Here is a 13,066-nt window from a genome sequence, read left to right on the forward strand (position 1 = left end):
GAGGCGCCTGCGAAGATGGGTGCCGAGAGGGGAACGAATGTTTTGGCGCAAGCGAAAGAAAGCGGAGGATCACGTGTCCGATGACAGCTGGCTCATCGTGGGTCTCGGCAACCCGGGGGCCAAATACGAGGCCACTCGGCACAACGTCGGCCAGATGGCCCTCGACGTCCTTGCCGGTCGCATCGGAGGCAGGTTCTCGGCGCACCGCACCGGTTCGCGCGTCGCCGAGGGGCGCGTGCGCCCCGGTGGCCCCAAGCTCGTGCTCGCCAAGTCGAACGGGTACATGAACACGTCGGGCGGCCCGACCTCCGCGCTCGCGAAGTACTTCGGTGTGCCCGCCGAGCGCGTGATCGTGCTGCACGACGAACTCGACCTCCCGTTCGACACCGTGAAGCTCAAGCAGGGCGGCGGCCACGGCGGTCACAACGGGCTCCGCGACATCGCGAAGGCGCTCGCGACGCCCGAGTTTCTTCGCGTGCGCATCGGCATCGGTAGACCTCCGGGGCAGCAAGACCCGGCAGATTTCGTGTTGAAGCCGTTCGGCACGTCCGAGCGGGCAAACCTCGGGGTGCTGCTCGAAGACGCGGCAGACGCCGCGGAAGCACTCGTCGATGAGGGGTTGCTCGCCGCACAGCAGCGATTCCACAGCCGGAGGGCGCAGTGACGCTGCGGGGGCTCGATCACCTGCTCGAGGCATCGGCGTCGTTCTCCACCGCGCTCGATGCGAGCGGCTCCGACGTGGAGCTTTCCGTCGTGGAGGGACTGCGTGCCCCGCTGATCGCGGGCATGCTGCGCCGACGCCGTGCCGGGGGCGATCGCGGCGCACTGCTCGTCATCGCCGCGACCAGCCGCGAGGCCGACGCACTCCGCAGCGCGCTCGCATCGCTCGTGCCCGAAGCCATCGCAACAGAATTCCCCGCATGGGAGACGCTGCCGCACGAGCGGCTCAGCCCGAGCGCTGAAACGGTGGGCCGCCGTGCCGCCGCTCTGCGCCTCCTGCGCGAGCACACCGGTGAGGTACCGCTCATCGTGGTGGCCTCGGTGCGCGCCGCGCTGCAGCCGGTGTCGCCGCACGCGGCCGCGGCTTCACCGATCGTGCTCACGGCGGGCGCCGATTCCGACGGCCTTGAATCGGTGGCGCGTGGTCTCGTCGATGCGGCGTACACCCGCGTCGACATGGTCACGCGTCGTGGCGAGTTCGCCGTGCGCGGCGGCATCCTCGACGTCTTCCCACCGACGGCCGAACAGGCCGTGCGCGTCGACTTCTTCGGCGACGAAGTCGATCAGATCAAGCGCTTCGCGGTCTCAGATCAGCGCAGTGCTGGCGATCCCTTGCCCGGTATCGAGTTGTGGCCGGCTCGTGAGCTGCTGCTTACCCCCGATGTGCGCGCGCGAGCGGCCGAGTTGTTGCCGCAGTTTCCGGCGCTCAGCTCGCTCCTCGAAAAGATCAGTCAGGGCATTCCGGTCGAGGGTATGGAAAGCCTGCTGCCGCAGCTGCTTCCTGGCGTCTCACCGCTGACTGCACTGCTGCCCGAGGGCGGCGCCGTGCTCGTCGCGTCGCCGGAGCGCGTGGCGAGCCGTTCGGTGAGCCTCGCCGAGACGAACCGCGAGTTCTTGGAGGCGGCCTGGCAGGCCGCAACGGCGGGTGCCGACGCGCCGGTGCCGGTCGACGACAGCGGCATGCTGTCCATCGGCCAACTGCGCGCCGCCTCAGCGGGGCGCCCCTGGTGGTCGGTCTCCAACTTCGTGCGCGACGAAACCGTCTCAGACGCGGTCGCGTCGACCAGTGATCCGTCGGTGCTGGCCGTGCACGCCGGGGTGTTTCCGCGGCCGGCGCAGGTCGGCGAGGCCACCGGTGCCGCGATTCGACTCATCGGCGAGCGACTGCGCGACGGCTGGCACGCGATCGTCACCGCACAGGGCATCGGGCTCGTGGAGCGCGCACGCGACGTGCTGGCCGAGGCCGGCGCAGCCGCACGCATCGTCGACGAGCTGCCCGAGGCCCTCGACGACGGAGTGGTCTATCTCGTTGCCGGAACCGCCTGGTCGGGCTTCGAGAGCGGTGAAGCGCGCCTGCTCGTCGCGACCGAGGCCGAGTTCTTCGGGCGCTCTGCCGGGGCGCAGGCGGCGGCCGGCCAGAAACTTGCAAAGCGGCGCGGCAAGAATGTCGTCGACCCGCTCAAGCTCGTGCCGGGCGACTACGTCGTGCACGAGACGCACGGCATCGGCCAGTTCGTTGAACTGACGCAGCGGATGGTGCCGACCGGCATCGGGCGCGATGCGACGAAGGCGCTGCGCGAATACCTGGTGCTCGAGTACGCCTCGACCAAGCGCAACATGCCGAAAGACAAGCTGTACGTGCCGACCGATCAGCTTGATCAGCTCTCCCGATACGTCGGCGGCGAGGCCCCGGCGCTCTCGAAGATGGGCGGCAGCGACTGGGCGACCGCGAAGAAGAAGGCGCGCAAGGCCGTGCGCGACATCGCCGTCGAGCTGGTGAAGCTCTATTCGGCGCGCGTGGCCTCCCAGGGATTCGCCTTCTCGACCGACACCCCGTGGCAGCACGAGCTCGAAGAAGCGTTCCCGTACGCCGAGACGCTCGACCAGCTCACCACCATCGACGAGGTGAAGCGCGACATGGAGCGGTCGATCCCGATGGATCGCCTGATCGCGGGCGACGTCGGCTTCGGCAAGACCGAGGTCGCGGTGCGCGCCGCGTTCAAGGCGGTGCAAGACGGCAAGCAGGTCGCGATGCTCGTACCGACGACGCTGCTCGTGAACCAGCATCTCGAGACGTTCCAGAACCGCTTCGCCGGGTTCCCCGTGCGACTGCGCCCGCTCAGTCGATTCCAGACCGAGAAGGAGTCGCGCGACACCCTCGACGGGCTTGCCGCCGGCACCGTCGACGTCGTCATCGGCACCCACCGGCTGCTGGCCGAGAGCGTGCGCTACAAAGACCTCGGCCTCGTCATCATCGACGAGGAGCAGCGTTTCGGCGTCGAGCACAAGGATTCGCTCAAGAAGCTGAAAACCAACGTCGACATCCTCGCGATGAGCGCGACGCCCATCCCGCGTACGCTCGAGATGGCCGTGACCGGCATCCGTGAAATGTCCACCCTCGCGACCGCGCCAGAAGATCGTCATCCGATCCTCACGTTCGTCGGTCCGCGCAGCGATAAGCAGATCACCGCCGCCATCCGTCGCGAACTGCTGCGCGAAGGCCAAGTGTTCTTCGTACACAACCGGGTGCAGTCGATCACGCGCATCGCGAACCAGATCGCCGAACTCGTGCCCGAAGCCCGCGTCGCCGTGGCGCACGGCAAGCTGAGCGAGCACCAGCTCGAACAGGTCGTGCAAGACTTCTGGGAGCGCAAGTTCGACGTGCTGGTGTCGACCACCATCATCGAAACCGGCCTCGACATCGCGAACGCCAACACGATCATCATCGACGCCGCCGACAAGTACGGTCTCAGCCAGCTGCACCAGCTGCGCGGTCGTGTCGGGCGCAGCCGCGAGCGCGCCTACGCCTACTTCCTCTACGATCCCGACAAGCCGCTCACCGAGCACGCGCATGAGCGCCTCGACACGCTCGCCACGAACAACGAGCTCGGCGCAGGCATGCAGGTCGCTTTGAAAGACCTCGAGTTGCGCGGCGCCGGCAACCTGCTCGGCGGCGAGCAGTCGGGCCACATCGCCGGTGTCGGCTTCGACCTGTATCTGCGCATGATCGGCGAAGCCGTCAGCACGTTCAAGGGCGAAGACGTCGCCGGTTCCCACGAGCTCGTGCTCGAACTGCCGGTCGACGCCCACATTCCCGAGGAGTACGTCGAGAGCGAGCGTCTGCGCCTCGAGGCGTACCAAAAGTTCTCGGCGGCCTCCCACCCGCAGGCCCCCGAAGAGCACGTGGCGCTCGTGCTCGAAGAACTCACCGACCGCTACGGCGCCCCGCCCGCCGAGGTCGAGCGGCTCGCCGCCGTCTCGGCGCTGCGCCGTCGCGCCTCGAGACTCGGCCTGACGAAGGTCGTCGCTGCGGGCCCGGCGCTGCGCATCGAACCGGTGAAGCTCCCCGACTCGCGCCGAATGCGCATGAATCGAATGTACCCGGGCTCACGCACCGTCGAGGCGACCGAGAGCCTGCAGATTCCGCTGCCCGGCGGCACCGCGTCATCGCGCAGCCCGCTCGCCGGTGTCGGCCAGAAGCACGTGGGCGACGAGAGCGACATCGTCGCCTGGACGACGCGCGTGCTCACCACGCTCTTGGAGCCCGACGCGCCCGCATCCAACTGACCCCGTGACACAGGTCGGGCCCCGATTCCGTCATGTGGAATCGGGGCCCGACCTGCACCATGCCTGGCTCAGCCGGCGCTGCAGACTTCCTGCAGCTTCTTGCCGGATTCAGTCAGCGCCGTCGACTGCTCCTGAAGCTTCGTCGAGATCTCTGCCGATTCCTCCTGGAACTTCTCGAGCTCGGCCATCTGCTCCGGGTCGGTCGGATCGATGTTGCTCGTGTCCGGGATCTCGAAGCCCGAGAGGGTGTCGCTCATGGCGTTGAACTGTGCGGTGACGTCGGCGAGGGCCGTCGACACTTCCTCGTTCGTGACCTTCGACTTGGCCTCATCGAGTGCTGCGCTGATGGGCTCGAACGCCGTCGAGAGGTCTCCGCCCGAGGTGACGTCGCTCATGATGCTCTGCAGGTCACCCGTCGCGTCGTTCACGGTGCTGTTCGCGACCTGGCAGGCCTCTGCAACACTCTGGCCGCCCGAGCACGCCGCAAGGCTGAGCGTGAGTGCGGCAGCGCCCAGCACGCCGGCGAGCTTGAAGACAGACTTCTTTTCCATGTGTGGATTCCCCTTGTTCGTCGGTGCCCCAACGTGATTCCCCGGGGCGCGACTAGGCTAACAGCAATCACACAGACTTTGCGCGCCAGATAGGGTGTCAGATTATGACGAGCGAAGCTGCTGCAGCCGGACGTCCGAATCACTTCGATGCATTGCTGGCCACGATCCGACGGCTCGTGGCTCCCGGGGGGTGTGCCTGGCACGAGGTGCAGACGCACGAATCGCTGACGCAGTTCTTGGTCGAAGAGACCGCCGAGCTCATCGATGCGATCGAGCGCGAACTGCCCGCCGACGAGATGCAGTCGGAACTCGGCGACGTGCTCTACCAAGTGCTGTTCCACGCGGCGATCGCCGAGCGCGACGGCGAGGGCTACGACATCGACGGCGTGGCGCGCACGCTGAACGAGAAGCTCGTGTCGCGTCATCCGCACGTGTTCGGCGACCGCGGGTACATGAGTGTTGAGGAGCTCCACGCAGAGTGGGAGCGCTTGAAAGAGGACGCTGCGGGGGAGGAGCGCGGGTCTCGCGGCCCGCTCGAGGGGATTCCGGCCGGAATGCCCACACTCGCCCGTGCCGCGAAGGTCGTGGAGCGCCTGAAACGTGCCGGGCTGGTGGATCCGGGTGCGGGCGACAGCTCGCCCGAAGACCCGCTCGCGGCGGTGATCGGGCCCGACGAGCAGCGCCTCGCAGAGTTCGGCATCGGCGACTCCATGCTCGCCATGATTATGCAGGCGAACCGTGCCGGGGTCGATCCCGATCGCGCACTGCGACTCGCGGTGGAGCGTCTGACCGCGCGCGTGCTGCACGACGAGGGCTGACGCCGCTCCGGGCGATCCGGCGCCGCGCGGTGCGCGGTGCGTTCGGTGCCGTGGAAGAATGGTGAACCATGGCCCAACCCGTGAACCCGCCGCGCGGCATGCGCGACTTCCTTCCCGCTGACAAGGCGCGTCGCGAGCACGCGCTCGGGATCATCAAGAGCGTGTATCGCTCGCACGGTTTCGATGAGATCGAGACCCCGGTGGTCGAAGACTACGCGCGTCTGCACGCAGGGCTCGGCGGCGACAACGAGAAGCTCAGCTTCTCCATTCTGAAGCGCGGGATCCGCCCCGAGTCGTTGGCCGCGGCCGCCGAGGCGGGCGACGCCGAGCAGCTGGCCGACCTGGGGCTCCGATTCGACCTGACGGTGCCGTTGACGCGCTTCTACGCCTCGCACCGGGCGGAGTTGCCGCCCGTGTTCCGCTCCATCCAGATCGCGCCGGTCTGGCGCGCTGAGCGACCGCAGAAGGGTCGCTACCGCCAGTTCGTGCAGGCCGATATCGACATCATCGGCGAGGCCGGGCTGCTCGCCGAGATCGAGCTCATCACCGCGACCTCGCAGGCGCTTGCCGCGCTCGGGCTCGCCGGGTGCGTGATTCGCGTGAACGATCGGCGCATCCTGTTCGGCCTGCTCGAGCACTGCGGGTTCCCCGCCGAGACCCATGACCGCGCCCTCATCACGATCGACAAGCTCGACAAGATCGGCGCCTCGGGCGTCGTCGAAGAGCTCCGCGAGATCGACGCGGCCGGGGCCGAGCGCATCGGTTCGGTGCTCGCCGCGGTCGAACCGCTGCTCGGGGCCGACGGATCCGGCGCCGGGATCGCCCTCACCCGTGAGGCGATTGCCGCGGTGCTGCCCGAGGGCGCCGCCGAGGCGGGCGTCGACAATCTCGCCGCTCTGGGCGACGCACTCGCCGGAAGCCTGCCCGAGGGGGTCAGCGTGCAGTTCGACCCGACCCTCGTGCGGGGCATGGGGTACTACACCGGCACCATCTTCGAGGTCGCGCACCCCGGCTCGGGCAGCTCGGTGGGCGGCGGCGGCCGGTACGACGGCATGGTCGGGCGCTTCCTGGGGCAAGACGTGCCAGCGGTCGGCTTCTCGATCGGGTTCGAGCGCGTCGTCGACCTCATCGAACTGCCCGAGACCACCGGGCCAGAGTCGGTTGCGCTCATCGCCGACGCCGACGTCGAACTCGCCGACCTCGTGGCGCTCAAGCGCGAACTGGTGTCGCGCGGGCACCGCGTGCGGCTCGAGAAGCGGCAGAAGAACATGAAGACGCTGCTCGCTCGCGTGGCCGAAGAGGGGTTCTCGAGCGTCGCGAACGTGCGCGCCGGGGTCTCGGATGCCGACGCGCTGGAGTTCCGCTCACTCGCCGACTGACGACGCGGCGCTGCAGGTGGCCCGCGCAACGCCGGTCGCGCATTGACGCGACGGCGGCGCGGTGCCACGCTTACCAGTGCGCCGCGCCGACGGGGCGGGCCGAACCTGGAGGATGCCATGAGCACGCAGATCTTCGTCAACTTCGCCACCGACGACCTGGAACGGTCGAAAGCCTTCTACACGGCGCTCGGCTGCGAGATCAACCCGAACTTCACCGATGAGAACGCCGCCTGCGTCGTGTGGGACGAGAGCATCTTCTTCATGGTGCTCACGCGCGAGTACTTCAGCACCTTCACCGACAAGCCGATCATCAACGCGCACGAGTCCGCGCAGGTGTCGCTCGCGTTCAGCCGCGAATCGCGCGAAGACGTGGACGATGTGCTCGCAAAAGGGCTCGCAGCCGGGGGCAGCGAGCCGCGCCCGGCGCAGGATCTCGGCTTCATGTACTCCCGCGATCTCGACGACCCCGACGGCAACTCGCTCGGATTCCTGTACATGGACCCGGTGGCTGCTGAGCAGGGGCCGGAAGCGTTCGAACAGCCCGAGGGCTGAGTCGACGGTGCCCTAGACTGGGGTGCGGCGGGTTCGCCCGTCGCACCCTTTGCTTTCACCCGGCACCGGACACCCCTTCAAGGAGCGCATAGTGGCTTTTATCGACGCAGTGATCGCCCGAGAGATTCTCGATTCGCGAGGCAACCCGACCGTTGAGGTCGAGGTCGGCCTGACCGACGATTCGGTGGGCCGCGCAGCGGTTCCGTCGGGAGCCTCCACCGGAGCGTTCGAAGCGTACGAGCTGCGCGATGGCGAAGACCGCTACCTCGGCAAGGGCGTGACCCGCGCCGTCGACGCCGTCTTTGACGAGCTCGCGCCGGCGATCGAGGGCCTCTCGGCCGACGACCAGCGCATCATCGACGAGACGCTCAAGGAGGTCGACGGCACCCAGAACAAGGAGCGCGTCGGCGCCAACGCGATCCTCGGCGTCAGCCTCGCCGTCGCCCACGCTGCAGCCGCAGCGGCTGAGCTGCCCCTCTACCGCTACCTCGGCGGCCCGAACGCGCGCACGCTCCCCGTGCCGCTCATGAACATCATCAACGGTGGCGCGCACGCCGACACCGGCGTCGACATTCAGGAGTTCATGGCGGTGCCCCTCGGTGCCGAGACGTTCTCCGAGGGCCTCCGCTGGGGCGTCGAGGTCTACCACTCGCTGAAGGCGCTGCTCAACGAGAAGGGCCTGTCGACCGGCCTGGGCGATGAGGGCGGCTTTGCTCCCGATCTGCCCACGAACGCCGAGGCGCTCGACCTGATCGTCGAGGCCATCACTCGCGCCGGCTACGAGCCGGGCCGCGACGTGGCCGTGGCGCTCGACGTGGCATCGTCGGAGTTCTACGAGAACGGCGTCTACACGTTCGAGGGCCAGCAGCGCACCGCTGCCGAGATGAGCGCGTACTACGCCGACCTGCTCGACCGCTACCCGCTCGTCTCGATCGAGGACCCCCTCGACGAGAGCGACTGGGAGGGCTGGAAGCACCTCACCGACGAAATCGGCGCGCGCGTGCAGCTCGTCGGCGACGACCTGTTCGTCACCAACCCCGAGCGTCTGGCGCAGGGTATCGAACAGGGGGCGGCGAACTCGATCCTCATCAAGGTCAACCAGATCGGCACACTGACCGAGACCCTCGACGCGGTGCAGCTCGCGCAGCGCTCGGGCTACACGGCCGTGATGTCGCACCGCTCGGGCGAGACCGAAGACGTGACGATCGCCGACCTCGCGGTGGCGACCGACTGCGGCCAGATCAAGACCGGTGCACCGGCACGTTCCGACCGCGTCGCGAAGTACAACCAGCTCCTCCGCATTGAAGAAGAGCTGGGTGCCGCAGCGCAGTACGCCGGCCGCGGCGCCTTCCCGCGCTTCGAGGCCTGAGCCCGGAATCTCCCGGTCTCACTGACGAACACCCCGCACGTACGAGACGACGACCACGATGAAACGCTGGATCGATGACATCGGAACGTGGGCTGCAAGCCTGCGGTTCAGCGCATTCACCGTGGTCGTCGTCGTGCTCGTGCTCGCAGGTGCTGTCATCGTCAGCCCGAGCCTGTCGACGTTCGTGCAGCAGCGCCGAGAGATCTCTGAACTGCGCGAAAGCGTGCGGCAGAGCCAGGAAGCGGTCGATGCCATCGATGCCGAGCGGGCGAAGTGGAAAGACCCGGTCTACGTGCGCGCCATGGCACGCGATCGCTTGTTCTACGTCATGCCGGGGGAGACCCAGCTCAACGTCATCGACGACATCGTGATGCCGGTCGAATCCGATGAAGAGACGGAAGCCGAGCTCTCGCGCATCCCAACGAACTGGGCCCGCACGCTGACCGCGTCGTTTTTGAGCGCCGGCACCACGGATGCGCCTCCGGTCGATCCCGCGGCATCGACCGATGTCGGCACTGCACCCACCCAGACCACTGACCCCGCTTCGGGTACCGACGCTGTCGACCCGGCGACATCCTCCGAGGAGAACCCGCAATGACCCGCCCGCCCTATACCGCCCCCACTGATGCCGACATCGCGGCGGTGAGCGAGCAGCTCGGGCGCGAAGCGCGCGGCGTGATCGGAATCGCAGCCCGTGCCGCAGACGGAAGCCCGGCAGTCGTGGCAACTGCACCGCGACTCCCTGACGGGTCTCCGTTCCCGACGTTCTACTACCTCTGCCACCCCGATGCGGTTGCTGCGGCATCGCGCCTCGAAGCTGCGGGCGTCATGAACGAGTTCAACGACCTGCTGGCAGAAGACGCAGAGATGCGCGCGCAGTACCAGCGCGCGCACGAGCAGTTCATCGCCGATCGCGACAGCGTGGGCGAGGTGCCCGAGGTCGCCGGGGTGAGCGCCGGTGGCATGCCCACCCGTGTCAAGTGCCTGCATGCGCTCATCGGTCACGCGCTGGCCGCCGGCCCGGGCGTCAACCCGATCGGCGATTTGGCACTTGCGCGAAGCGACTGGAACGGCTGAACGCCTCAGTTCTCGTCACGCGGACCTGTGAAAAGGCGATAAGCTTGGTCCACGGGCGTGTTGCGCCCGATTTTTCTGTGCCCGCATTGCGGGTCCGACACTGATTGCTGCAAGGAGATCGCTACGTGGCGAAGAAGATTCTGATCGTTGGTGGTGGCTACGCCGGCTTCTACACCGCATGGAAGCTCGAGAAGCTGCTCCGTGCCGGTGAGGCTGAGGTCACGATCGTCGATCCGCTGCCCTACATGGCGTACCTGCCCTTCCTCCCCGAGGTCGCCTCCGGTTCGATCGAGCCCCGCCACGCGGTGGTCGCGCGCCGCCGTCACTTGAGCAAGACCGCGAACATCGCGGGCAAGGTGACCGGCATCTCGCACGCGACGAAGTCCGTGACGATCACGCCGAACGTGGGCGAGGCGTACGACTTCTCGTACGATCACATCGTCATCACGACCGGCTCGGTCTCGCGCACCTTCCCGATCGCTGGCATCGCCGACAACGCGATCGGCATGAAGACCATCGAAGAGGCCGTCGCCGTGCGCGATCGCCTGGTCGGCAACTTCGAGCGCGCTGCGTCACTGCCCAAGGACTCGGCCGAGCGCGCGCGCCTGCTCACCGTCACGGTGGTCGGCGGCGGCTTCGCCGGTATCGAGACGATCTCTGAGCTCCGCTCGTTCGCGACCTCGCTGCTGCGTCGCTACCCCGAGATCTCGTTCGACGAGACGGTCTTCCACCTCGTCGAGGCGATGGGCCGCATCATGCCTGAGGTCTCGCAGGAGACAGCAGACTGGGTCGTCAAGGATCAGACGCGCCGCGGCGTGCAGATCCACCTCGACACGCAGCTCTCGTCGGCGCTCGACGGCAACATCGAGCTGTCGACCGGCGAAAAGTACGAGTCCGACCTGATCGTCTGGACCGCCGGCGTCATGCCCCGCCCGTTCCTGCGCGGCACCGACCTGCCGATCGGCCCCCGTGGCCACGTCATCGGCAGCCCGTCGCTCCGCATCACCACCGAAGAGGGCGAGGCTCTCGTCGGTGCGTGGACTGCCGGAGACACCTCGCAGACCCCCGACATCTCGTCGACCCCCGGCCCCGGCGGCTTCTGCGTGCCCAACGCGCAGCACGCGGTGCGTCAGGGCAAGCTGCTCGCGAAGAACATCGTCGCCGACCTGCGCGGTGAAGGCGTTGCCGAGTACAACCACAAGAACGCCGGCGCGGTCGCCGGTCTCGGCGTGAACACCGGTGTGTTCCAGTCGGGCAAGTTCGCGATGAAGGGCTACTTTGCCTGGCTCGCGCACCGCTTCTACCACGGCCTCGCGATCCCCTCGTGGGAGCGCAAGTGGCGCGTGTTCGGCGGCTGGGTCTCCCACTTCTTCCTGGGTCGCGATGTCGTCAACATCGAAGCGGTGCAGCAGCCCCGCGACATCTTCGAGGAGTTCGCGTCGCGCCCCAAGGCGTAACGCGAATCCGTTCGAAACGGGAGTGGCCCCGCAGCATCGCTGCGGGGCCACTCCCGTTTCTGCGCTGCGCGTCGCTAGGACGCTTCGGGCGAGTGCTTCGCGAGGAACTCGTACATCTCGGTGTCATCGACGCCGGGGAACGTGCCGGTCGGCAGCGGTGACAGTACGTGGGCGTGCATGCGCGCGCTCGGCCAGGCCTTGCCCTGCCACTTGGTGAGCAGACCGTCGGCCGGCGTGCGGCAGCAGGCGGGGTCGGGGCAGGTCGATACCTGCCGTTCGGTGGTGTCGCGACCTCGGAACCACTTCGCATCGTCGAAGGCGACGCCACAGGCGATCGCGAACGGGCCGAGTTCGGCATCGCCGGTCTGCACGCTCGACCAGAAGGTGCCCGAGGGGGTGTCCGTGTACTGGTAGAACTCGCTGGTGCGGTTGCGCCGGTTGAACGCGGTGCGGCCGCCCCATTTGTGGCAGAGTACTTCGCCCTCGATCGACCCGGAGTCATCGGCGGGGTAGGGGAGACCGTCGTTCTGGTATCCCCGTACGATGGCACCCGCGCCGTCGGCCCGGTAGTGGTGGGCGCGAAGGTCGAGATGCTGGGTGGCGAGATTGGTGAACCGGTGCGAGGCTGCCTCGTGAGTGACCCCGAATGCGTCGCGGAAATCCTCGATGGCGAGATTGCGGTTGCGTTTTGCGGCCTGCAGGAACTCGACAGCCCGAGCCTCGGGTATGAGGCACGCCGCCGCGAAGTAGTTGATCTGCAGCCGCTGCTGCAGAAACTCCGCGTAGCTCGACGGTTCGGAATGGCCGAGCACACGGTGCGCCATGGCTTGGAGCGCGAGCGAGCGGAGGCCGTGGCCGCCCGGGATCGACGCCGGAGGCAGGTAGATGCGCCCGTGCTCGAGGTCGGTGATGCTGCGGGTATTCGACGGGAGGTCATCGACGAAGATCAGTGTGAATCCGAGCATCTCGGCGAGCATCGCGACCTCGCGGTGCGTGACGGCACCGAGCGTGTGGCCGATGCGGCGCATGAGGTCGGAGGCGATGAGCTCGATGTCGTGGATGTAGTTGTCGCGTGCTTGCATCTGCATGCGGATCGCGGTGTTCGCGCGTCGTGCCTCTTCCGAGGTCGTTGCGGCGGCGCGGGATCGCCGGGCCAATTCTCGGTGCAGGCCCACGAGGGCTTCGAGCGTGTCGTCCGGCAACGTGCGCGGGGTGCGCACGTGGGGGAGTCCGAGCCGTGAGTAGGTCGGCGTCGATTGCGCGCGCTCGAGTTCGACCTCGAGGGTGCTGCGGCGATCCGGAGCCTCGCGCTTGAGGAGTTCGGCCGCATCGATGCCGAGCTCTCGGGAGACGCTCTGCAGCAGCCCGAGGCGGGGCTCGCGGCGACCATTCTCGATCAGCGACAGTTGGCTAGCGACCACGCCGACCCGCTCGCCGAGCTGTTCGAGTGTGAGGCCTGCGCGGGTGCGGAAGTGACGAATGCGTTTCCCGAGGATGAGACGGTCGAGTTCGGACTCGTCGAATCCAGAGGTGGTTGGGGGCACTTCAGGGGTCATTCCTTGACTATATGTCAAAA

General features: G+C 67.7%; 11 protein-coding genes. 9 read left to right on the forward strand and 2 right to left on the reverse strand.

From position 1 onward, the window contains the following. Positions 1-37: 37 nt before the first annotated feature. Complete coding sequence (pth, locus tag AMS67_RS14315; RefSeq protein ID WP_053387989.1) at positions 38-664, forward strand: aminoacyl-tRNA hydrolase; 627 nt, start codon at positions 38-40, stop codon at positions 662-664. Beyond that, positions 661-4,287: a transcription-repair coupling factor gene (gene mfd / locus AMS67_RS14320; RefSeq protein ID WP_053387990.1), complete on the forward strand. Its 3,627-nt coding sequence runs from the start codon at positions 661-663 to the stop codon at positions 4,285-4,287. The genes pth and mfd overlap by 4 nt, the downstream gene beginning before the upstream one ends. A 68-nt stretch (positions 4,288-4,355) precedes the next feature. Here mfd and AMS67_RS14325 read toward each other — a convergent pair whose 3' ends face one another. Next, positions 4,356-4,838, reverse strand: coding sequence for a hypothetical protein (locus AMS67_RS14325; RefSeq protein ID WP_053353513.1), 483 nt, complete (start codon positions 4,836-4,838; stop codon positions 4,356-4,358). A 104-nt stretch (positions 4,839-4,942) separates the two neighbouring features. Between AMS67_RS14325 and AMS67_RS14330 the strand changes: the two genes are divergently transcribed. The 7 genes from AMS67_RS14330 (at position 4,943) to AMS67_RS14360 (ending at position 11,490) form a co-directional block, all read left to right on the forward strand. Beyond that, positions 4,943-5,656, forward strand: a complete 714-nt coding sequence (locus AMS67_RS14330; RefSeq protein ID WP_053387991.1) for a MazG nucleotide pyrophosphohydrolase domain-containing protein — start codon at positions 4,943-4,945, stop codon at positions 5,654-5,656. Positions 5,657-5,724: 68 nt separating this feature from the next. Continuing rightward, positions 5,725-7,035: a histidine--tRNA ligase gene (gene hisS, locus AMS67_RS14335; protein ID WP_053387992.1), complete on the forward strand. Its 1,311-nt coding sequence runs from the start codon at positions 5,725-5,727 to the stop codon at positions 7,033-7,035. A gap of 117 nt (positions 7,036-7,152) precedes the next feature. Then, a complete protein-coding gene (locus AMS67_RS14340; protein ID WP_053387993.1) occupies positions 7,153-7,587 on the forward strand; it encodes a VOC family protein in 435 nt (144 codons plus the stop codon). 91 nt (positions 7,588-7,678) lie between these two features. Further along, positions 7,679-8,956, forward strand: coding sequence for a phosphopyruvate hydratase (gene eno, locus AMS67_RS14345; RefSeq protein WP_053387994.1), 1,278 nt, complete (start codon positions 7,679-7,681; stop codon positions 8,954-8,956). A 58-nt stretch (positions 8,957-9,014) separates the two neighbouring features. Further along, positions 9,015-9,554 (forward strand): FtsB family cell division protein, encoded by a 540-nt coding sequence (locus AMS67_RS14350; RefSeq protein WP_053387995.1) that lies wholly within the window; start codon positions 9,015-9,017, stop codon positions 9,552-9,554. Continuing rightward, the gene (locus AMS67_RS14355; RefSeq protein WP_053353507.1) at positions 9,551-10,033 is read left to right on the forward strand and encodes a DUF501 domain-containing protein; all 483 of its coding nucleotides are present in this window, start codon (positions 9,551-9,553) and stop codon (positions 10,031-10,033) included. The genes AMS67_RS14350 and AMS67_RS14355 overlap by 4 nt, the downstream gene beginning before the upstream one ends. A 125-nt stretch (positions 10,034-10,158) precedes the next feature. Beyond that, positions 10,159-11,490: an NAD(P)/FAD-dependent oxidoreductase gene (locus AMS67_RS14360; RefSeq protein WP_053353506.1), complete on the forward strand. Its 1,332-nt coding sequence runs from the start codon at positions 10,159-10,161 to the stop codon at positions 11,488-11,490. Between the two features lie 74 nt (positions 11,491-11,564). Here the strand turns inward: AMS67_RS14360 and AMS67_RS14365 are convergent, their stop codons facing one another. Continuing rightward, a complete protein-coding gene (locus tag AMS67_RS14365; protein ID WP_082305541.1) occupies positions 11,565-13,046 on the reverse strand; it encodes a helix-turn-helix domain-containing protein in 1,482 nt (493 codons plus the stop codon). Positions 13,047-13,066: the final 20 nt, after the last annotated feature.

The sequence above is a fragment of the Leucobacter japonicus genome, assembly GCF_001273855.1.
Taxonomy (GTDB): Bacteria; Actinomycetota; Actinomycetes; order Actinomycetales; family Microbacteriaceae; genus Leucobacter; species Leucobacter japonicus.